Here is a 20,241-nt window from a genome sequence, read left to right as displayed (position 1 = left end):
GCTTTCAGGGCAACAGAATGGTCGAGCCGGTGGTCTTGCGGTCACTCAGCAGCGTCTGCGCCGTAGCAGCCTCGCTGAGCGGATAACGCTGGGCAATATCCACCTCGAGCTTGCCCTTGGCGATCATGCCGAACAGCTCGTCGGCCATTTTCTGCAGGTGCTTTGGCGTGTCGGCGTAGCCGGCCAGGGTTGGGCGGGTGACATACAGCGAACCCTTTTGCGAGAGGATGCCCAGGTTGACCCCGGTCACCGCGCCGGATGCATTGCCGAAGCTGACCAGCAGGCCACGCGGGGCGACGCAGTCGAGCGAGGTTTCCCAGGTGTCCTTGCCGACGCCATCGTAGACCACTGGGCATTTCTTGCCGTCGGTCAGTTCCAGCACGCGCTGAGCAACGTTTTCATGGCTGTAGTCGATGGTTGCCCAGGCGCCCTGCTGCTTGGCGTACTCGGCCTTCTTGGCCGAGCTCACGGTACCGATCAGTTTCACGCCCAGTGCCTTGGCCCACTGGCAGGCGAACGAGCCGACGCCACCCGCAGCCGCGTGGAACAGAATGATGTCGCCGCTCTTCAAATCGGCTGTCTGGCGCAGCAGGTATTGCACGGTCAGCCCCTTGAGCATCACCGCTGCGGCCTGCTCGAAGCTGATCGCTTCGGGCAGCTTGACCAGCTTTTCCGCGGGCAGCACGTGCAACTCGCTGTAGCCACCCAGCGGGCCCGTGGCATAAGCGACGCGGTCGCCGACCTGGAAGCCCTTGACCTCGGAGCCGATGGCATCGACAAAGCCCGCACCTTCAGTGCCCAGGCTGGACGGCAGCGATGGCGGCGCATACAGGCCACTGCGGAAATAGGTGTCGATGAAATTGAGGCCGATGGCCTGGTTATGCACACGCACCTCGTGGGGGCCAGGGGCGGCCGGCTGGTAGTCGACGTATTCGAGTACCTCGGGGCCACCGTGGCGGCTGAACTGGATGCGTTTGGCCATCGTCTTGCTCCTGCGTGAAGGTGAGTGCAGATAGACCCCGAATCCACCGGGGCGTTGAACGGTTTTTTCTACAGCGGTCGAACGTCGCATCTGTCGTTGACCGGCGTCAACTGCAGAGCGCCAATACCCGGTGATATGCTGGCCGCCGATTTCACCCGACGTACGTGACACAAGGTGCCCCCGTGAGTAACCAGACCGAGGCCGTAAAAGCCTACCTGCTCGACCTGCAAGACCGTATCTGTGCCGCCCTGCAAGCCGAGGATGGCCAGGGCCACTTCATCGAAGACGCCTGGCAGCGGCCCGGTGGTGGTGGCGGGCGTACGCGGGTGATCGGCGACGGCGCAGTGATCGAGAAGGGCGGGGTGAACTTCTCCCATGTATTTGGCGACAGCCTGCCGCCGTCGGCCAGCGCCCATCGTCCGGAGCTGGCCGGGCGTGGTTTCCAGGCGCTCGGCGTGTCTTTGGTGATCCACCCGCACAATCCCCATGTGCCGACTTCCCACGCCAACGTGCGTTTCTTCAGTGCCGAGAAGGAAGGCGAAGAGCCGGTCTGGTGGTTCGGTGGCGGGTTCGATCTGACCCCCTATTACGGCAACGAAGAGGACTGCGTGCACTGGCACCGGGTCGCCGAGCAGGCTTGTGCGCCGTTCGGTGCTGACGTCTATCCGCGTTACAAGGCCTGGTGCGATCGCTACTTCCATCTCAAGCACCGCGGTGAACCGCGTGGCATCGGTGGGCTGTTTTTCGATGACCTCAACGAGTGGGGTTTCGACACCTGCTTCGCTTTCATCCGCGCCATCGGCGACGCCTACATCGAGGCTTACCTGCCCATCGTGCAGCGCCGCAAGGCCATGTCCTTCACCCCGGCGCAGCGTGAGTTCCAGGAGTATCGTCGCGGCCGCTACGTGGAGTTCAACCTGGTCTACGACCGCGGCACCCTGTTCGGTCTGCAGTCGGGTGGACGCACCGAGTCGATCCTCATGTCGCTGCCGCCGCAGGTGCGCTGGGGCTACGACTGGAAAGCCCAGCCGGGCAGCGAGGAAGCACGCCTGACCGAGTATTTCCTGACCGACCGCGATTGGCTGAACGACCAGAACCAGGCTTGAAGGTCGGCGCAAAAAGCTTCAGGCTTGCCGCCTTTGGCTTTTGCGCACGGAAATTTTCATGGATCGCTACGGTGTATTCGGCAACCCCATCGGCCACAGCAAGTCGCCGCTGATCCACCGCCTGTTCGCGGATCAGACCGGCCAGGCGCTGAGCTACGAAACACTGCTGGCGCCGCTGGATGATTTCGCAGGCTATGCCCGGGCCTTCTTCGCCGAGGGCCGTGGCGGCAACGTGACCGTGCCGTTCAAGGAGCAGGCCTACGCCCTGGCCGACAGCCTGACCGAGCGCGCCCGCCGTGCCGGTGCGGTGAATACCCTGAAGAAGCTGGAGGATGGTAGCCTGCTCGGTGACAACACCGACGGTGCCGGTCTGGTGCGTGATCTGACCGTGAATGCCGGCATCGACCTGCGCGGCAAGCGCATCCTGCTGCTCGGCGCCGGTGGTGCGGTGCGGGGCATTCTCGAACCTTTTTTGGCGCAGCAGCCGCAGACCCTGGTGATCGCCAACCGCACGGTGGAAAAGGCCGAGCAACTGGCCCGCCAGTTCGCTGACCTCGGCCCGGTGGTGGCCAGTGGTTTCGACTGGATCGATGCGCCGGTGGATCTGATCATCAACGGCACGTCCGCCAGCCTGTCCGGCGAGCTGCCACCGATCGCCGCCAGCCTGATCCAGCCAGGCCATACCTGCTGCTACGACATGATGTATGGCGCCGGCCCCACCACCTTCAACCGCTGGGCCACGGAGCAGGGCGCTGCACGCACCCTCGATGGCCTCGGCATGCTGGTCGAGCAGGCCGTGGAAGCTTTCCAGCTGTGGCGCGGCGTACGTCCGGACAGCGCACCGGTACTGGCCGAGCTCCGCCGCCAACTGGCTGCGTAGCACCACGCCCCGCCGCCGGTTTTTGCGTCTGGAGCAAGGCAGAAGCGGCCGTTCGCGTAACTTGTAGGAGGGGCTTTAGCCCCGAGCTCTTTGCACCCCAAAAAAGCTCGGGGCTAAAGCCCCTCCTACAAAATAAACTCTGCTCACCGGCCGCTTTCGCCTTGATGCAGCCGGTCTGCCTCGTCCTTCCCTGGATCTTCGTTGGCGAGCTGCTTTCTCAGAAGCTATAGCGCGCCGTCAGCTTGAAATTACGTGGGTCGCCGTAGATGTCGTACGGGCTCCAACCGCCGTTGGCCACGCTGCTGTAGTAGGTACGGTCGAACAGGTTGTTGACGTTGACCTGCAGATCCAGCTGCTCGCTGGCCTTGTACCCGGCCACCAGGCCGACCACGGTGTAGGAACCCTGCTGGTTTTTCCAGGCGCTGGCACCGGTGCCACCCGAGGTGCGGATGCGGCTCTGCTGGTAGACATCGCCGCCAATGCGCCAGCGCTGCAGCTCACCGGGCAGGGTGTAGAGGGTCGACAGCTTGAACAGTTGGCGCGGTTTTTTGCGGTCGAAGTCTTCGCCTTCCCGGGCTGTGTTGGCGTCGCTGACGTATTGGGTCTGGGTATAGGTGTAACCGGCGGCGAGCTGCCAGTTGTCGGTCAGGGCACCCTGGATTTCCATGTCGATGCCGCGGCTGCGTACCAGGCCGGAAGCTTCGTAGCAGGCACTGGCGGGGCCTGATCCGCACCCTTTGAATTCGGTCAGTTCCTGGGCGCGATTCTTCTGGTCGATCTGGAAAACAGCCAGGCTGGCGTTCAGTGCGCCACCAAAGTATTCGCCCTTGAGGCCGACTTCGTAGTTCTCACCCACTATCGGGGCAATCACCTTGCTGTCCAGGCCCTTGCTGTTCTGTGGTTTGAAGATATCGGTGTAGCTGACGTAGGCCGAGTGATTGGCATCCAGGTCGTAGACCAGGCCGGCATAGCGGGTCAGGTTGCGGGTGACCTTGTAGTTACCTTCGCTGTTTTCGCGGTCTTCGAGTTCGTACCAGTCGAGACGGCCGCCGAGAATCAGCGCCAGTGGTTCGGTCAGGCGCAGGCGGGTACTGGCGTAGACGCTGTCCTGAGTGGTGGTCTCTGGAAGGCCGTAGCTGCCGGTGACGTAGTCCGGCTTGGCATGCGCACCTGGGTCCCACTCGAAGGGGTTGCTACCCGCGTCGATGAAGTCGCTCCAGGCCTTGCCGGAACGATAGTCCAACTGGCGCTTGCTTACGCCGAGGGTCAGGTCGTGTTCTTGACCGAGCAGCTGGAAGGGGCCGCTGAGCGCCAGGTCGTAGCCGGTTTCCTTCTGCTCCATGGCTTCCGTCCACAGATAGTGGCGGTCGTATTCCCATACCGAAGAGGCCAGCACGTCGGTGTCGGTTTTCGACTGCATGGCGGCCAGGCGCAGCTTCCAGTCGTTGGCGAAGGCGTGCTCCAGGGTGGCGAAGTAGCCAGTGGTGCGGTTGTCCGAGTACTCCCAGTCATGACCTAGGAAGGTGTCCCGTGGCAGCCCCAGGTGACCGCCGCCACGGGCCATGGGCAAGCCGCCCCAAATGTAGTTGGTATGGTTCTTCTGCCGGTAGGCACCGAGCGTCAGGGTGGTGCTGTCGCTGAGGTCGGCGTCGACCACGCCGTAGAACAGGTCGTGATCGTGTTCGACCGAATCACGGAAGCTTTTGGCGTCTTGCCGGGAGATCACCGTACGGGCGCGCAGGGTGCCGTTTTCATTGAGCGGGCCGCCGACATCCAGGGTGCCGGTGTAATCGTCCCAACTGCCAGCACTGCCGGTGAGCGTGCCCTGGAACTCATGGGTCGGACGCTTGCGCACCAGGTTGATGGCGCCAGCGGGGCTGCCAGAGCCCTGAGCCAAGCCGGTGGCACCGCGAACGATTTCCACCCGGTCATACATGGCCAGGTTGGCTTCGCCGCTGGGCAGGTAGGTCAGGAAGCTGGTGGGGAAGCCGTCGTACATGATGTTATCGACGTCGAAGCCACGGGCACTGAAGCTCGGACGGCCGACGCCGCCGGAGCCGTTGAGGAAGATGCCCGGCGTGCTCTGGATCACGTCACTGATACTGGTCATGGCTTTGTCGTCCATGCGCTTGCGCGTGACCACGCTGACCGACTGCGGCGTTTCGCGCAGGCTCAGGGGCAGTTTGGTGGCCGTCTGCATGGAGCCAGTGGTGTAGGAGCCGCTGTTCTCGGTGGTCGACGACAGGCCTTGCCCGGTGATGCTGGTCGCGCCCAGCTCCAGGCTTGCGCCCGCTTCCTGCGGCGTCAGCAGGTACAGGCCGTTACCCTGCGGTGCAGCCTGCAGACCGGTGCCCTGCAGCAGTTGCCGCAGGCCGCCTTCCACGCTGGTGGCGGCGTTCAGGCCCGGGCTGCGCAAACCTTCCACCAGGCCCGGTTCGATGGGCAGGGTGATGCCTGCCTGACTGGCGAAATCGGACAGGGCACTGCTGAGGTTACCGGCCGGTACCTGGTACGTCTGGCTCTGCTGCGCGCCTTGTTCGGCTGCTTGCAGCGAGGCCGCAGTCATGCTGCCGCCTGCGATGATCAGACCCAGTGCGGCAGCGTGTACCGCCCGTGCCAGTGGTTGCATGCCCTGCGTCGTCGCCATATTTCCGTCCCCGCTCTGTGAGAATGATGTGGTTACGGGAGGGACACGCAGCATTCATAAAACACGACAATGATTCTTCTTACGCGCTTGTACGCGCTGTTACGGTTACCCAATAGGCCGTGCGGTACTGGACGCTCACTGGCAATGTCTGGCTCAGGGCGCGGAGAATTTGGTCGGTGTCGCGCAGCTGGAAGGCGCCGGAGATCAGCAGCCCAGCCACCGCCGGATCGCAGCGCAGCAGGCCGGGTCGATAACGATCCAGCTCGGCGATGAAGTCATCGAGGCGCATCTTTTCTGCGCGCAGTACGCCACTGAGCCAGTCGAGACGATGCTGCGCCAGTGCCACTGAAGGCTCTGCTGTGTAGGCGTTGACGTAGGTCTGCTGGCCGGCCGCCAGACGCAGCAGGCCGTCATCGCCTCGTGACAGCCGCGGACGCACTTCGACAGCGCCCTGCAGCGCGGCGAGATAGGTGTTGTTGGGGTACTGACGCACCAGAAAGCGGCTGCCGAGCAGGGCGATTTCCGCTTCGGCGGTATCCACGATGAACGGCCGCCTGGCATGCTCGCGCGGCACCTCGACGAGCATCTCACCGGCGATCAGGCGTACGCGCCGCACGCTGTCGTCATAGGCGATATCGACCGCGCTACCGGTGTTCAGGCGAAGCTGGCCGCCGTCCGGCAGGCGCAGGGTGCGCTGCTCACCGGTAGCGGTGCGCTCGTCCGCCTGCCATTCGCGCCACGGCAGGCCGTGGTGTGCGGCGAGGCCGAGCGGGGCGGCGGCGATCAGCAGGGCAAGGGTCTTGAGCACCTGTCGCCGCTCCAGGCTACGCGGGCGCTCCAGTGCCGCTCTTGCGGCGCCTCCGGCAAGCTGCTGGGCGCGACCGCTGAAACGCTCGGCCAGTTGCCAGGCTCGTTCGTGATCGACGCTCCGTGCCCGCCACTCGGCGCAGGCAGCATGCTCGGCGGCGCTGGCGCCACTGTTCTGCAGGCGCACGAACCAGCCGGCCGCCTCACGGGCGACACGCCGGTCGATGGGCGACTCACTCATGCTGGGTGCCCAGGCTGGCGAGCACGATGCACTCCTCGAAGGCTCGTGCCAGATGGCGCTGAACCGAGCGCACGCTGATGCCGAGCCGGCTGGCGATCTCTTCCTGTGTATAACCTTCCAGCTGCGCCATCAGGAACGCTTGTCGGGCCTTGGCTGGCAGCACGGCGAGTACCCGGTCGACCTCGTCGAGGGCTTCGAGCACCAGGGCCTGATGTTCCAGCGATGGCGCCAACTCTTCCGGTATTTCCGCCAGCGCGGCCAGGTAAGCGTGCTCCAGCGAGCGGCGGCGGTAGAGGTTGATAGTCAGGCGGTTGGCGATGGTGGCCAGATAGGCCCGTGGCGTCGTGAGGTTCAGCGGCTCGCCAGGCGCACTGCTGAGCAGGCGCACGAAGGTATCCTGGGCCAGATCCGCCGCATCGGCGGCATTGCCCAGGCGCTTGCGCAGCCAGCCCTGCAGCCAGCTGTGGTGGTGGCTGTAGAGCTGATCGATGGCCTGATGCTGGTGGGATGCCGATGAGGTCGAATGCACGGGATATGATCGGTGGGAATGAGAATTCGTCGCATTCTATCAGTGTAACCCGAGGCTCGTGCAAACAAAGGCGCGGCTGGACTGCCTCCTGGGTATCGCCGCGCTCAACACCAGGCTACGGGCGATGTCAGTGTTGATCGGGCTATGCTGAATTCGTCATCTGCCGGGAGCAAAGGCATCAAGCCAGCGGCGGGTTCAGGTCTCACTGTATAACGTCAATATGGCCCTGCGGCCGCCTCGAACAAGGAGCTGAAGATGATTCGACTGACCCTGGCCGAAGCCGAAGAGCTGGCGCTCTCGATCATGCGCCACAATGGGTTCAGCGAGGCCCAGGCGCGTGCCGTGACCGCCACCGTGCTGGCGGGCGAGCGCGACGGCTGCGCCTCCCATGGTTTGTACCGTGTGCTGGGCTGCGTCAGCTCGCTCAAGGCCGGCAAGGTGGTGGCCGATGCCGAGCCGGAAGTGATCGACCAGGCGCCATCGATCGTCCGCGTGGATGCCCGCGGCGGCTTCTCGCAGCTGGCCTTCCAGGCCGGGTTGCCAGTGCTCGAGGAGAAAACCAGAGCCAACGGCATCGCCGCGCTGGCGATCAACCGCTGTGTGCATTTTTCCGCATTGTGGGTGGAGATCGAAGCGCTCACCGAAGCTGGGCTGGTAGCCCTGGCCTGTAACCCCAGCCATGCCTGGGTGGCTCCGGCCGGTGGCAGCAAGCCGATCTTCGGCACCAACCCCATCGCCTTTGGCTGGCCGCGCGCCGGCAAGCATCCGTTCATCTTCGATTTCGCCACCAGCGCCATCGCCCGCGGCGACATCGAGCTGCACCGTCGTGCCGGCAAGGCCATCCCAGAGGGCTGGGGAATCGATGCCGACGGCCAGTCGAGCACCGACGCCGAGGCCGTCATGAACGGCGCCATGCTGACCTTCGGGGGGCACAAGGGCTCGGCGCTGGCAGCCATGGTGGAGCTGATCGCCGGGCCGCTGATCGGTGACCTGACCAGCGCCGAGTCCCTGGCCTATGACGCGGGCAGCAAATCGTCGCCCTATCACGGCGAGCTGATCATCGCCCTCGATCCACAGCGCTTTCTCGGTGCGGCTGCCGATCAGCACCTGGCAAGGGCCGAGGCGCTGTTCGAGGGCATCGAAGGGCAGGGCGCGCGGCTGCCTTCGCAGCGTCGCTACGATGCGCGCGCCCGCAGCCTTACCGACGGCGTACAGATTCCCCAGGCGCTTTACGACGACCTCAAGGCGCTGCTCAGTTGATGCTGTAGCCACGCCCACTCAGGCAGGCACCCAGGGCGCGCCGGTAGTAGTCGGTAGCGCTGGGGGCGGGTGCACTGATGGCGGTAGCCGGATCGAAACCGCTCTGGCTGACTGCCCAGCTGTGGCACTCGTAGCGGTCGCGGGCCTGCAAGTCCGCGTTCTGGCCGCGGGCCGGGTAGGCGATCACGTTGTAATTGGCCGCAGGTGCAGCCACGGCTACCGGCGGCGCCTCGACCACGATGTATTGCCTGCGGTCGGCGTTCCACATGTAGTAGCTGCCGGCGGCGACGAAGTACAGCGCGCTGCCGATCCACAGCTCACGGGCGTAGTCCGGCAGGCCATGACCATGCCGCGGGCCCGGGCCGCCCCAGCCTGGCCCTGGGCCACCACCCGGCCCGCCGGGGCCAGCCACCGCGTTCAGGGAAAGCGTCGCCAGCAACAGTGCGGTGACGGCGGTACGGGGGAGACTTGCTTTCATCATGGGCTCCAGAGAATCGACAGCCCGACCAGATGGTTGGGCAGGATCGATTATCGGGAGGCCTGTGCAAGGTGACGTCAGGCCGATGTAAAGCTGGTGTAAACCCCGCGCGTTACTACGGCTGCAGCTGTGGATAACTGCGCGGCGTATACACCCACTCACCGCCATCGCCTCGGGGGAAGCGGCGGGTCTGGCTGGAGCCGATGATCACCAGGGTGCGCATGTCGACCATCTCTGGCGTCAGTTCACCAAGGCCCAGTACACGCAGGGCTTCGGCGGGGCGGCCGATGTCGCGGCCGAGCACGACCACCGTGTCGGGCGTGCGGTGCTGGCGGACGATTTCCAGGGCGCGGCCGAGTTGCCAGGGGCGGGCTTTGGAAATCGGGTTGTAGAAGGCCATCGCCAGATCCGTTGCACCAGCATGGTCGAGGCGGTTTTCGATCACCGCCCAGGGCTTGAGATTGTCCGACAGGGAGATCAGGCAGAAGTCGTGGCCCAGCGGCGCACCGGCCTTGGCGGCGGTGGCCAGGGCGGCGGACACGCCGGGCAGAATCTCCAGCTCGACGCTGTTCCAGTCAGCGGGTGCGTCCGCTTCTTCCAACGCCTCCAGCACCGCCGCTGCCATGGCGAAAACGCCGGGGTCTCCGGAGGAAATCACCACCACGCGGCGGCCACTGGCGGCCAGTTCGAAGGCATGGCGGGCGCGTTGCAGCTCTTCACGGTTGTCGCTGCAGTGGCGCACCTGTTCCGGGCGCAGCGGCTCGGCCATTTTCACGTAGGTTTCGTAGCCGAGCAGGTCTTCGGCTTCGTCCAGCGCGCGGCGTACCGCGGGGGTCATGTGTTCGGCGGCGCCGGGGCCCAGACCGATCACGCTCAGGCGACCGCGGGGGCGGCCAATGCCTTGCGCCGCTTCGGGCGAGTCGGCCTGCAGCAACTGCAGGTTTTCGCTGCGGTGCACCCGAGGTGGCAGTCCATCGTCAGCACGGACGAAGCGCAGCGGTACGGCGAGGTCGCTGGCGACCTGGGTCAGGCGCTTGTCACCCATCAGCGCCTGGGGGGCTAGCAGGGCGGCCAGGGATTTCGGCGCCAGGCGCGAGTCTTCGAATGCCTGGCGGATGGCCGCTGCAAGGTCATCTGCCTTGTCGACCAGAACGAGCAGTGTGCGTGGATGGATCAGCAGTTCGTCAGTCTGCGCGGGGCGCTGCTCGGTGGTGATCCGCACGGTGCGGCCGGCATCCTCGGCCAGCGGCAGGCTGGCTTCGTTCAGCCACGGCGCGGTGCCATCGATGCGCAGGCTTTCGCCGCCGAGCAGGTCGGAGACGAAGCGCTTGCCCTGCTCCAGGTCGGCCAGGGCATAACCGCTCGGCGGGTCGAGCAAGCAGGTGCCGAAGCGCAGTTCGCCACTTGTGGTGATGGCTGCGCTGGTTTCCAGCGTCGCGGCGATCTCCCTGGCCATGCGGTTGACGCCACCCAGGCCGCCGAGCAGCGGCACCACGGCGCTGCCGTCTTCGGCTACGGCCAGCACCGGTGGCTCGGCACCTTTACTGGCAAGCAGCGGCGCCAGGCTACGGATGACGATACCAGCGGCGCACAAGGCGATGATCGGCGTGCCGCTGCGGTACAGGCTACGCAGGTTGTCGCCGAAGTCGTCATAGGCTTGATCAGCCTCGACCCGCCCGCGCAGGCCATGGATGACGGCCTGTGGATAAAGTGCCTGGATGCGCCGCGCAGTGGCCAGCGCAGAGGGGCCGAGGATGACGATGGCGGGTGAAGAGGTCATGGTTTATCCACTGTCAGGAACAGGCAGGCGAGTTCGCTGGAGTCATGTAGGAGCTGGCTTGCCGGCGAAACGATCCGACCCGCAACACAACTATCGATTTGGCCATCGATATCGCCAGCAAGCTGGCTCCTACGGAAAAGGTGCTTACTGCGAGACAGCTGTTTCGGTTCAACCCCGCCACTTCTCACCGGGCACCACGATCATTGAAAAATACGGCGAGGCCATGGGCTCGACATCGTCCAGCGGCACGATGCGCTGGTTGGCCATGGTCGCCCGTTCCACGTAGTGAGCACGGTCGTGCAAACCAAGGTCCTGCAGCACGCGACGCACTTTCTCGAAGTTGCGCCCCAGTTTCATCACCACGGCGGCTTCTGCATCGCGCAGGCGCTCGCGCAGCTCGTCTTCGGGCAGCACGCCAGAGAGCACCGACAAGCTCTGATTGCGGTACACCAGCGGCACGCCGAGCACCGCCGCGCTGCCGAGCATCGAGCACACGCCGGGGATCACCTGGGCCTCGTAGCGCTCGGCCAGGCGGTCGTGCAGGTACATGTAGGAGCCGTAGAAAAACGGGTCGCCTTCGCAGATCACCGCCACGTCGCGACCAGCATCCAGATGCTCGGCGATCTGCACCGCACAGGTGTCGTAGAAGTCGCTGATCACGCCTTCGTAAGTCAGTGGCGGTTCGAGTTTTTCGGTGGTTACCGGATACACCAGTGGCAGGCGCTGCTGGCTGTCGTCCAGGTGGCCTTCGATGATGCCGAAGGCGTTGCCGCCCTGGCCGACATTGGCCTTGGCCTTGGCCACGAAGTAGCCGACCACGGGTGACGACTTGAGCAGGCGCAGGGCCTTCAGGGTGATCAGCTCGGGGTCGCCCGGGCCGACGCCCAGGCCCAGCAGGCGGCCTTTTCCGGGGCGGTCCATACCGTTCATCACTCGACCTCCGTGGCCAGGGCGTTGACCGCGGCGGCGGCCATGGCGCTACCGCCCCGACGGCCCTGGACGATCACGTAGGGCACGCCATGCTCGGCAAAGGTGCTGGCGAGCAGATCCTTGGACTCCGCCGCGCCCACGAAGCCCACCGGGAAGCCGAGAATCAGCGCTGGCTTGGGCGCGCCCGCAGCCAGCATGTCGAGCAGATAGAACAGCGCGGTAGGTGCGTTGCCGATTACCACCACCGAGCCTTCGAGATGCTCGCGCCAGTGCTCCAGCGCCACCGCCGAACGGGTGTTGCCCAGCTTCTTGGCCAGCTCAGGCACGCCAGCATCGTTGAGGGTGCAGAGCACCGGGTTGGCCGCTTGCAGGCGCGCACGGGTCACCCCTTCGGCGACCATGCGCGCATCGCAGAGAATCGCCGCGCCATTGGCCAGGGCCTGGCGACCGGCCGCACCGGCACCCGTGGAGAAGCGTAGATCCTGCACCACATCGACCATGCCGCAGGCGTGGATGACCCGCACCGCGAGCTTCTCGAGATCCGCCGGAATGGCGCTCAGGTCGGCCTCGGCGCGGATGATGGAGAAGGAATGGCGATAGATCTCCTGACCATCGCGGATGTAATCGGTCATCGGGTGAAACTCCAGGTATCGGGAAGCGAGGCCAGCAGTTCGCTGGCCTCGTCAAGTGTCAGGTGGCGGGCCAGTGGCGCGCCGAAATCGTTGCTGTCCGCCTGGCGGGCGAACAGATCGTAGCGGCCTTCGGCTACCGCCAGCAGGGTCACGGGGGCACGGTGGGCGGCGGCGCAGGAACGGCTGCAGCCGCTGAGGTGGAGGCCGGCCAGGCGGCGGCCAGCCTTCAGCGTCTCGGCCATGCGGCATCCATCGGCTTTGGTATCGGCCAGGCCCTTGGCGCAGCCGCTTGAGCCGGTACAGGCGATGATGCGGGCTAGCGGCGCATCGGCATCGACCAGCAAGCCGAGCCCCTCCAGCGCCTGGAGGGCTGCCTGCGCATCGGCTGTGGCGACATTGGGCAGCAACACGCTCTGCCAGGGGGTCATGCGCAGGCTGCCATCGCCCAGACGTCGAGCCAAGGCGGCGAGTCCGAGCAGCTGTTCGGCGTCGAGCCGGCCCAATGGAGGGACGCCACCGACATATACCCGGCCAGGCTGGCGCTGTGCGCCGATGCCGATATGCGCTTGAGGTTCGGCCGGGCGGCGTCGCCACTCATCCGCGCTCAGCAGCACGTCACCCAGACGCTCGCCCAGGCGCTGCAGCAGTTCGCTAGCAGGGTGAGTGGCGAGCAGGTGGCGCATGCGTGTCTGCTCGGGCGTGGCCAGTTCAAGAAACAGGTCGAGCAGCGCCAGCAGCAGCTCATCGGCATGGGCCTCGGGCACCACGGCCAGCGCGGGCACATCGCCAGGCGCTTGTGGCGGGCAACCGGCGAGACCGAACGCATAGCCGATCTGGCCATCCAGCGGCAGGGCGCTGAGCCAGATATCGTGAGGGTGTTCGAGCATGGCCAGGCGTTCGCCGCCATCGAGTAGCAGGGCGAACTTGGCCGACAGCGCGTGCAGGCGTGGGGTGTTCTCCAGCGTCGTCAGCAGGCGGGCGGCCAGTGGTGATACGTCGACCAGCGCCGCCGGATCGAGGCCGGCCGCCGGGCTGACCATCAGGTTGCGCACATCGTCGGCAGAGGGTGAATTCGGGCCGAGGCCGGCGGCCAGCAACTCGCCGATCAATGCGTCTTCACTGCCGGCGTGGATGCCGCGAATCTGCAGGTTGGCGCGGTTGGTGGCTTCGATCACGCCGCCTGCATGGTGTTGTGCGGCCTGGGCTATGCGCTCGGCTCCGGTGGCATCGAGGCGCCCGCAGGCCAGCTTGATCCGGCAGATGCCGCCATCCTTCGCCTGCACGATACGCAGCAACCCCGGACAGGCCGAGGGGCGAACAGCAGGGGATGGAATGCAAAAAGCCTGTTTCAACGGATCACCGGGGTCGGGTCACATGGGCATCCGTTCGAGGATAGGCCAGAGAAGGAGGAGCTTCTATCACCGGGACACCCCGCCCGGTGTGGGCACATGCGACTGAATCCGTCGGCAGGTCTCCTGGCTCGCAGGTCATGGCGCGTGGCCGGCCTTCCCGGTTTCCCAGTGGCGATTGGCGCATGCGCTCGCTGCAACAGTTGCGGGGGCAGCCACGCCGCAGAACGATCTGCTCGTGTTCCCTCTTAGGCCCGCGCCTACGTACCACGTAGCCGACGGACACCGACAGAGGCGCTATTATGCCCGCTTTGTTCGCTAGGATGAAAAGCCGCGTCGTCCGATAGCGTGCAGCATCGGACGCGGAGCGTCGTCCTGGGCGGCATTCCCACGCGGAGCGTGAGGAACGATCTGGGCGATTTTGATAACGAGGAAAAACGCATGACACGCTGGCTAACCGTCGTGGGCATTGGTGAAGACGGCTACCCCGGCCTCGGCAAGGCGGCGCGACATGCATTGCTGGCGGCCGAACAGGTGTTTGGCAGCGAGCGCCAGCTGGCGCTGTTGCCGCATTGCATCCGTGCCACACGTCTGGAATGGCCCAAGCCCTTTTCCCTGGCGCCGGTGTTGGAGCGCCGCGGCACGCCGGTTTGCGTGCTGGCCAGCGGTGACCCGATGTTCTTCGGTGTCGGTGCCAGCCTGGCCCGCGAGCTGACGAGCGAGGAGCTGCATATTCTGCCGGCGCCTTCCTCCTGCTCGCTGGCGGCGGCTCGCCTGGGCTGGCCACTGCAGAGCACACCTCTGGTCTCGCTGGTGGGTCGTCCGCTGGCAGCGCTCAATGCGCAGATTCATCCCAGCGTACGCCTGCTGGTGCTGAGCAACGATGGCGAGAGCCCGGCGGCCATTGCCGCATTGCTGCGCGAGCGTGGCTTCGGCCCCAGTCGGCTGAGCGTCTTCGAACACCTGGGCGGTGAGCGTGAGCGGCGTATCGATGGCCTGGCTGATGGCTGGTCGCTGGCTCGATCTGCTGATCTGAATCTGGTGGCGATCGACTGCGTGGCCAGTGATGACGCCATGCGCCTGCCGCTCACGCCGGGCCTGCCGGACGATGCCTATCGCCATGACGGACAACTGACCAAGCGCGATGTGCGCGCCATCACCCTGGCGCGCTTGGCGCCGCTGCCCGGCGAACTGCTCTGGGATGTCGGTGCCGGTTGCGGCTCCATCGGCATCGAGTGGCTGCGCGCGCACCCCAGCTGCCGCGCCATCGCCATCGAGGCTGATGAAGGACGCCAGGGGCATATCGCCCACAACCGCGATGCCCTTGGCGTGCCGAGCCTGCAACTGGTGGCCGGGCGGGCACCCGAGGCGCTGGCCGGGCTGGCAGCGCCAGACGCCATCTTCATCGGTGGCGGGGTGACCGCGCCCGGCGTGCTGGAAAGTTGCTGGCGCGCGCTCAAGCCCGGTGGTCGGTTGGTGGCCAACGCCGTGACCCTGCAGAGCGAGGCGGCGTTGATCGCCTTTCGTGGCGACCAGGGCGGCGAGCTGACCCGTATCGAAGTGGCCCAGGCGCGCCCGCTTGGCAGTTTCGACACCTGGCGCGCCGCGTTGCCGATCACCCTGCTGCAGGTCAGCAAGCCGTTATGAGCCGCATCCTGCTACTGGGCGGGATCGGCGAAGCGCTGAATCTTGCCCGTCGCCTTGGCCCCGCACATATCTATAGCCTGGCCGGGCTGGGCAAGGTGCCGGAGGATCTGGCCTGCCAGGTACGTGTCGGTGGCTTTGGTGGTGTCGAGGGGCTGGCGGATTTTATCCACAAGCAGGGCATCGACCTGCTGGTCGATGCCACCCATCCCTATGCTGCGCAGATCAGCCGCAACGCTGCCCATGCCGCCCAGTTGGCTGGTATTGCCTGCTGGGCCTTGCGTCGCCCGGGCTGGGTTTCATCACCCGACGATGACTGGCGTGAGGTATTCGACTGGCCCTCGCTGATCACCGCACTGAGCGATTTCCAGCGCCCGCTGTTCACCCTGGGCCGCGAGCCACTGGAGCATCTGCACGAGATTCCCGCCCACCAGCACTGGACCGTGCGCTGCCTGCAGAGCCAACCTGCCACGCCACGTGCCGAAGTGATCGGCGCCCGTGGGCCGTTCAGCCTGGACGATGAGCGCGCGCTGTTCGAGCGGCTCGATTGCGATGTGCTGGTGAGCAAGAACAGTGGCAGCGCCGCCACCGAGCACAAGCTGCAGGTCGCTCGTGAGCGTGGCGTGCCGGTGCTGGTGTTGCAGCGACCCTCGTTGCCCGCTGTGGATCGCGAGTTCGCCGAACCCGAAGCGCTGTGGCAGGCGCTGCTGAGCCATGGCGTCGAGTTTCAGGCTACGAAACCTTGTCCGTCACGACGCTGTTAGACTGCCGCCCTTTTCCCGGAGCCTACCCATGACTACCACGCCCTACGCTCAGGTGCTGTTCGCCGGCTCGGATCTGCTCGACGGCTCCTTTGCCGAGCTGTTTCGTGCCCGCCTGGTCGAGCTGCGTGGCGAGGCTGCGCTGGCCGACATCGTCGATACCGGCGCCGGTTATGACGGCCTCTGGCAGCGCGTGAAGGAGGGCAGCGGCAGGCTGCTGATGATCGACCTGGAGGCGCAGAGCAGCAGCCAGCATGTCGACTGGCTGCGCAGCGAACTGGCGAGCCTGACCGATCCTGCACGGGTCTTTGTCACCAGCCTGTTCGGCCAGCTCGATGCCGACGCGGCCGGGGCCGCTTGTGTACTGCTCGAGCGCCCGGAGCTGCATCTGGGCTGCGTCGATGTGCCAGCGCTGCCCGGCAGTCACGCCTGGTCGAAGATTCCCGCTCACCAGTACCGCGTGCTGCTATGCAACGGTCCGCGCTGCACTCGCCGTGGCGCTCTGCCGCTGTGGAAGATGCTGCGCGAGAAGGTCAAGGCGGCCGGCAAGCTGGAGTGCGAGGGCGGTGTGCATATCACCCGTACCCAGTGCCAGTTCCCCTGCGATCAGGGCCCGACGCTGACGGTCTATCCGCCGGGTCACTGGTATCAGGTGCGTAGCGAGGAAGACGTGGTGCGCCTGGTCGACGAGCAACTGGTCGCTGGCCGTGCGGTGCCCGAGCTGATGATGGTGCGGCCGTGACCGGTATCGCCCGTAGCCTGGGTTGAGCGTAGCGATACCCGGGGCCGGGCGATTATTCCGAGCCTGTCGTCCCGGGTTACGCCTTCGGCTAACTCAGGCTACAAAAGCCGCGGCATCCTCATAGGCGACCCGCGCGCATTTCGGGCTAACATGCCGGCATCATAAAAATTCGAGTCGTGCATGACCACCCTGTTTCTGCGTTATCGCATCGTCGCCATCGTGCTGTTGGTCATCTTCGGCCTGGCCGTCAGCCTGTGGCTGGCCAGCCGCTACGCCGAACAGCGGGCCTGGGAAGATCGCAGCAGCGAGGCCCACGGCCAGTTGCAGCTATATGCACAATCGATTCAGACCCTGGTCGATCGCTTTCGCTCGGTGCCGCAGCTGCTGTCGATGGACAGTGATATCCAGGCGCTGCTGCAGTCGCCGGACGATCCGCTGTTACGTGACAAGCTCAACCGCCGCTTCGAGTTGCTCAATACCGCTGCAGGCGCCAGCGTGCTGTACCTGATCGACCCCAAGGGCATCACACTGGCGGCCAGCAACTGGAACGAATGGAGCAGTTTCGTCGGTAGCAATTACAGTTTCCGGCCGTATTTTCAGGATGCCCTGCACCACACATCTGGCCGCTATTTCGCGGTTGGTGTGACCACCGGCGTGCCCGGCTACTTCCTCTCCCACGCGGTGTATGACGATAACGGTGCGGTGATCGGCGTACTGGTGGTCAAGCTCGAACTGGAAGAGCTGCAGCGTGAGTGGGTCGGCCAGCCCGGTGTGCTGCTGGTCGCCGACAGCTATGGCGTGGTGATTCTGAGCAGCCGACCGGCCTGGCGTTTCCAGGCTCTTGAGGAGCTCGATGCGCTCGATCATGCCGAGCTGGTGGAGGTGCGCAAGTATGCTGAGCGTGCGTTGCGCACGTTGCCCAAACAACAGGGACAGTCGCTCGGCAAAGGTGCCGACTGGATGAACATCGATGGGCCGGACGGGCGGCACAATTACCTGTGGCAGCGTCTTGAGCTGAGCAGTGAAGCCTGGACACTGCACCTGCTGATCGACGAGGACAGCCTTGGCGATACGGCGCGCAGCTATCGCCTGGCGGCGGCGGGTGTATGGCTGACCCTGGTGTTCTTCGTCCTATTCCTGCTGCAACGGCGTAAGAACCAGCGTTTGCAGGCGAGCATCCGCGAGAACCTCGAGCGCGAAGTGACCCTGCGCACCGCCGAGTTACGCGAGGCCCAGGAGGGTTTGGTGCACGCGGCGAAGATGGCCGCGCTGGGGCAAATGTCGGCGGCCATGGCTCACGAGATCAACCAGCCGCTGACAGCCATTCAGATGCACCTGAGCAGCCTTGGTTTGTTGCTCGATAACGGCCGTGAGGGCGATGTGCGCGACGGCCTGGTGCGCATCGACGGCCTGCTGCAGCGCATGGCCAGCCTGACCGGGCACCTGAAAACCTTCGCGCGCAAGAGCCCGGCCGGGCTGAACGAGCGACTGCTGCTCAGTGATGTGCTGGAGCAAGCCTTGCTGTTGCTGGCGCCGCGTCTGCGCAGCGAGCAGGTCGAGCTGCGCTGCGAGATCCGTAGCGAGGAGCGGGTCTGTGGGGATGCCATCCGCCTGGAGCAGGTCATTCTCAATCTGCTCAACAACGCCCTGGATGCCATGCTCGACAGCGCCATACGGGAGCTGGGTGTGTCGATCGAGGTGCAGGGTGAGCAGTGCGTGATGCGTATTAGCGACAGCGGTGGCGGCATCGCCGAGGCACACCTGGGTCATGTGTTCGAACCCTTTTTCACCACCAAACCGGTGGGTGAGGGGCTTGGCCTTGGCCTGGCGATTTCCTATGGAATCGTTCGTGATCTGGGCGGAGATCTGGAGGCCGGTAACGTTGCTGCGGGTGCCGTCTTCACCCTGCGCCTGCCAAAGGCATGAGCGGATGGCGTTACACTGCGGCGTCGAGCCAGGAGGTGATATGAGTGGTCAGGTAATCGTCGTCGATGATGAAGCAGCGATCCGCGAGGCGGCGCAGCAGTGGCTGCAGTTGTCCGGTTTCAGCGTGCAGGTCTGCTCGAATGCCGCGCAAGCGCTGGCGCTGATCGATATCGATTTTCCCGGCGTGGTGATCAGCGATGTGCGCATGCCCGGCACCGATGGCTTGCAATTGTTGGCCAAGTTGGTCGAGTGCGACCGCGACCTGCCGGTGATCATGATCACCGGGCACGGTGATGTACCGATGGCTGTGCAGGCGATGAAGCAGGGTGCCTATGACTTCATCGAGAAGCCTTTCACTCCGGAGCGGCTGCTCGATACGGTGCGGCGGGCCCTGGAAAAGCGCCGGCTGGTCTGCGAGAACCGCGGGCTGCACCAGCAATTCGCGCTCAAGGAGGGAATAACGGCACAGCTGCTTGGCGTGTCACGCTCCATGGAGCGCTTGCGGCGGCAGATTCTGGAGCTGGCCGGCACCTCGGTGAACGTCTTGATCCGTGGCGAGACGGGCTCTGGCAAGGAGCGCGTTGCGCGCTGCCTGCACGACTTCAGCGAGCGTGCTGGCAAGCCGTTCGTGGCGCTCAACTGCGCGGCGATTCCCGAGCACTTGTTCGAGAGCGAGTTGTTCGGCCACGAGAGTGGCGCCTTCACGGGTGCCCAGAGCAAGCGCATCGGCCGTATCGAACATGCCGATGGCGGTACCCTGTTTCTCGATGAAGTGGAAAGTCTGCCGCTGGCGCAGCAGGTCAAACTGTTGCGCGTGCTGCAGGAAAAGACCCTGGAGCGCTTGGGCTCCAACCAGAGCATTCGCGTCGATCTGCGGGTGATCAGTGCGGTGAAGCCCGACCTGCTCGATGAGGTTCGCGCCGGACGCTTTCGCGAAGACCTGCTCTATCGGCTCAATCTCGCCACCCTGCAACTACCGCCGTTGCGCGAGCGTCGCGAAGATATCAGCTTGCTCTTCGAGCACTTCGCCGAAGAGGCCGCGCAACGCCACGGTCGCAGCCTGGAACCCCTCACGCCGGCCGAATTGGCCGCTCTGCTTGGCCACTCATGGCCGGGCAACGTACGCGAGCTGATCAACGCTGCCGAGCGTCATGCGCTGGGCCTGAGCGGTTCCAGTCAGGAACACGCCGAACAATCCCTGGCCCAGCAGATGGAAGCGTTCGAGGCGCAGTGCCTGCACAACGTCCTGCTGCGTTGCCGGGGCAGCATCTTGCAGGCCATGGAGCTGCTGCAACTGCCGCGCCGTACGCTCAATGAAAAGATGCAGCGTCACGGTCTGCAGCGCAGCACCTATCGCCCGGCTGGCAGCGGCGACGAGGACTGAGGGGGCAGGCGCATAAATCTGCCCCGGGTATCGCTATGCTCAACCCGAGCTACTTCGTCAGAATGGGTTCGATCACAAGACGTAGCCTGGGGTGAGCGAAGCCACACCCAGGAGCCAGTCTGAGCGGAATCTTGCCGTTTTCTTTCGGCTAATCGGCAGGCTT

The 20,241-nt window shown here is 65.2% G+C and carries 17 protein-coding genes and 1 riboswitch; of the genes, 8 read left to right on the top strand and 9 right to left on the bottom strand.

The window, feature by feature from the left end:
- Window positions 1–4 precede the first annotated feature (4 nt).
- Window positions 5–982 (bottom strand): NADPH:quinone reductase, encoded by a 978-nt coding sequence (locus ACZ0AI_RS17345; protein ID WP_463562938.1) that lies wholly within the window; start codon window positions 980–982, stop codon window positions 5–7.
- Window positions 983–1,164: 182 nt separating this feature from the next.
- Here ACZ0AI_RS17345 and hemF point away from each other — a divergent pair, with 182 nt between their 5' ends.
- Both hemF and aroE read left to right on the top strand, forming a co-directional pair.
- A complete protein-coding gene (hemF, locus tag ACZ0AI_RS17340; RefSeq protein ID WP_463562937.1) occupies window positions 1,165–2,088 on the top strand; it encodes an oxygen-dependent coproporphyrinogen oxidase in 924 nt (307 codons plus the stop codon).
- 58 nt (window positions 2,089–2,146) lie between these two features.
- Complete coding sequence (gene aroE, locus ACZ0AI_RS17335; protein WP_463562936.1) at window positions 2,147–2,968, top strand: shikimate dehydrogenase; 822 nt, start codon at window positions 2,147–2,149, stop codon at window positions 2,966–2,968.
- A gap of 217 nt (window positions 2,969–3,185) precedes the next feature.
- Here aroE and ACZ0AI_RS17330 read toward each other — a convergent pair whose 3' ends face one another.
- The 3 genes from ACZ0AI_RS17330 to ACZ0AI_RS17320 all read right to left on the bottom strand — a co-directional run bounded on the left by ACZ0AI_RS17330 (window position 3,186) and on the right by ACZ0AI_RS17320 (window position 7,192).
- Entirely contained in the window at window positions 3,186–5,615 is a 2,430-nt protein-coding gene (locus ACZ0AI_RS17330; protein ID WP_463562935.1) for a TonB-dependent siderophore receptor, read from the bottom strand.
- Window positions 5,616–5,694: 79 nt separating this feature from the next.
- Window positions 5,695–6,663 carry a FecR domain-containing protein gene (locus ACZ0AI_RS17325; RefSeq protein WP_463562934.1) on the bottom strand — a complete coding sequence of 323 codons (969 nt, stop codon included), beginning with the start codon at window positions 6,661–6,663 and terminating at the stop codon, window positions 5,695–5,697.
- Complete coding sequence (locus tag ACZ0AI_RS17320; protein WP_463562933.1) at window positions 6,656–7,192, bottom strand: sigma-70 family RNA polymerase sigma factor; 537 nt, start codon at window positions 7,190–7,192, stop codon at window positions 6,656–6,658. The genes ACZ0AI_RS17325 and ACZ0AI_RS17320 overlap by 8 nt, the downstream gene beginning before the upstream one ends.
- Window positions 7,193–7,447: 255 nt before the next feature.
- Between ACZ0AI_RS17320 and ACZ0AI_RS17315 the strand changes: the two genes are divergently transcribed.
- Window positions 7,448–8,452 carry an Ldh family oxidoreductase gene (locus ACZ0AI_RS17315; RefSeq protein ID WP_463562932.1) on the top strand — a complete coding sequence of 335 codons (1,005 nt, stop codon included), beginning with the start codon at window positions 7,448–7,450 and terminating at the stop codon, window positions 8,450–8,452.
- On the opposite strand, the gene ACZ0AI_RS17310 is transcribed toward ACZ0AI_RS17315, so the two are convergent.
- The 5 genes from ACZ0AI_RS17310 to cobG all read right to left on the bottom strand — a co-directional run bounded on the left by ACZ0AI_RS17310 (window position 8,445) and on the right by cobG (window position 13,624).
- Window positions 8,445–8,930, bottom strand: coding sequence for a hypothetical protein (locus ACZ0AI_RS17310; protein WP_463562931.1), 486 nt, complete (start codon window positions 8,928–8,930; stop codon window positions 8,445–8,447). The two genes, ACZ0AI_RS17315 and ACZ0AI_RS17310, sit on opposite strands and share 8 nt — an antisense overlap.
- A 115-nt stretch (window positions 8,931–9,045) precedes the next feature.
- Window positions 9,046–10,710 carry a precorrin-3B C(17)-methyltransferase gene (gene cobJ, locus ACZ0AI_RS17305; protein ID WP_463562930.1) on the bottom strand — a complete coding sequence of 555 codons (1,665 nt, stop codon included), beginning with the start codon at window positions 10,708–10,710 and terminating at the stop codon, window positions 9,046–9,048.
- A 168-nt stretch (window positions 10,711–10,878) separates the two neighbouring features.
- Window positions 10,879–11,631, bottom strand: coding sequence for a precorrin-2 C(20)-methyltransferase (locus ACZ0AI_RS17300; RefSeq protein WP_463566271.1), 753 nt, complete (start codon window positions 11,629–11,631; stop codon window positions 10,879–10,881).
- 8 nt (window positions 11,632–11,639) lie between these two features.
- Entirely contained in the window at window positions 11,640–12,272 is a 633-nt protein-coding gene (locus tag ACZ0AI_RS17295) for a precorrin-8X methylmutase (protein ID WP_463562929.1), read from the bottom strand.
- On the bottom strand, window positions 12,269–13,624 hold the full coding sequence (cobG, locus tag ACZ0AI_RS17290) for a precorrin-3B synthase (RefSeq protein WP_463562928.1): 1,356 nt from the start codon (window positions 13,622–13,624) through the stop codon (window positions 12,269–12,271). Before cobG ends, ACZ0AI_RS17295 begins: the two co-directional genes overlap by 4 nt.
- A 96-nt stretch (window positions 13,625–13,720) precedes the next feature.
- Window positions 13,721–13,926: riboswitch (cobalamin riboswitch) on the bottom strand.
- 136 nt (window positions 13,927–14,062) lie between these two features.
- On the opposite strand from cobG, the gene cbiE reads away from it, so the two are divergent.
- The 5 genes from cbiE to ACZ0AI_RS17265 all read left to right on the top strand — a co-directional run bounded on the left by cbiE (window position 14,063) and on the right by ACZ0AI_RS17265 (window position 20,078).
- Window positions 14,063–15,268: a precorrin-6y C5,15-methyltransferase (decarboxylating) subunit CbiE gene (gene cbiE / locus ACZ0AI_RS17285; RefSeq protein WP_463562927.1), complete on the top strand. Its 1,206-nt coding sequence runs from the start codon at window positions 14,063–14,065 to the stop codon at window positions 15,266–15,268.
- Window positions 15,265–16,029, top strand: coding sequence for a cobalt-precorrin-6A reductase (locus tag ACZ0AI_RS17280; protein WP_463562926.1), 765 nt, complete (start codon window positions 15,265–15,267; stop codon window positions 16,027–16,029). The genes cbiE and ACZ0AI_RS17280 overlap by 4 nt, the downstream gene beginning before the upstream one ends.
- A gap of 28 nt (window positions 16,030–16,057) precedes the next feature.
- A complete protein-coding gene (locus ACZ0AI_RS17275; protein WP_463562925.1) occupies window positions 16,058–16,768 on the top strand; it encodes a (2Fe-2S) ferredoxin domain-containing protein in 711 nt (236 codons plus the stop codon).
- A 180-nt stretch (window positions 16,769–16,948) separates the two neighbouring features.
- A complete protein-coding gene (locus ACZ0AI_RS17270) occupies window positions 16,949–18,694 on the top strand; it encodes a sensor histidine kinase (protein ID WP_463562924.1) in 1,746 nt (581 codons plus the stop codon).
- Window positions 18,695–18,734: 40 nt separating this feature from the next.
- The gene (locus ACZ0AI_RS17265) at window positions 18,735–20,078 is read left to right on the top strand and encodes a sigma-54-dependent transcriptional regulator (RefSeq protein ID WP_463562923.1); all 1,344 of its coding nucleotides are present in this window, start codon (window positions 18,735–18,737) and stop codon (window positions 20,076–20,078) included.
- Window positions 20,079–20,241 lie beyond the last annotated feature (163 nt).

The sequence above is a fragment of the Pseudomonas sp. AC355 genome, from assembly GCF_979258205.1.
The sequence above is the reverse complement of the archived record's forward strand: the minus strand, read 5'-3'. Positions and strand labels throughout refer to the sequence as shown.

Bases quoted from the DNA above. Each gene is read 5' to 3' on its own strand.
- ACZ0AI_RS17295 (WP_463562929.1), bottom strand. From the start codon at position 12,272: ATGACCGATTACATCCGCGATGGTCAGGAGATCTATCGCCATTCCTTC.
- ACZ0AI_RS17345 (WP_463562938.1), bottom strand. From the start codon at position 982: ATGGCCAAACGCATCCAGTTCAGCCGCCACGGTGGCCCCGAGGTACTC.
- ACZ0AI_RS17310 (WP_463562931.1), bottom strand. From the start codon at position 8,930: ATGAAAGCAAGTCTCCCCCGTACCGCCGTCACCGCACTGTTGCTGGCG.
- cobJ (WP_463562930.1), bottom strand. From the start codon at position 10,710: ATGACCTCTTCACCCGCCATCGTCATCCTCGGCCCCTCTGCGCTGGCC.
- aroE (WP_463562936.1), top strand. From the start codon at position 2,147: ATGGATCGCTACGGTGTATTCGGCAACCCCATCGGCCACAGCAAGTCG.
- ACZ0AI_RS17315 (WP_463562932.1), top strand. From the start codon at position 7,448: ATGATTCGACTGACCCTGGCCGAAGCCGAAGAGCTGGCGCTCTCGATC.
- ACZ0AI_RS17300 (WP_463566271.1), bottom strand. From the start codon at position 11,631: ATGGACCGCCCCGGAAAAGGCCGCCTGCTGGGCCTGGGCGTCGGCCCG.
- ACZ0AI_RS17265 (WP_463562923.1), top strand. From the start codon at position 18,735: ATGAGTGGTCAGGTAATCGTCGTCGATGATGAAGCAGCGATCCGCGAG.
- ACZ0AI_RS17330 (WP_463562935.1), bottom strand. From the start codon at position 5,615: ATGGCGACGACGCAGGGCATGCAACCACTGGCACGGGCGGTACACGCT.
- ACZ0AI_RS17275 (WP_463562925.1), top strand. From the start codon at position 16,058: ATGACTACCACGCCCTACGCTCAGGTGCTGTTCGCCGGCTCGGATCTG.
- cbiE (WP_463562927.1), top strand. From the start codon at position 14,063: ATGACACGCTGGCTAACCGTCGTGGGCATTGGTGAAGACGGCTACCCC.
- ACZ0AI_RS17280 (WP_463562926.1), top strand. From the start codon at position 15,265: ATGAGCCGCATCCTGCTACTGGGCGGGATCGGCGAAGCGCTGAATCTT.
- ACZ0AI_RS17270 (WP_463562924.1), top strand. From the start codon at position 16,949: ATGACCACCCTGTTTCTGCGTTATCGCATCGTCGCCATCGTGCTGTTG.
- ACZ0AI_RS17325 (WP_463562934.1), bottom strand. From the start codon at position 6,663: ATGAGTGAGTCGCCCATCGACCGGCGTGTCGCCCGTGAGGCGGCCGGC.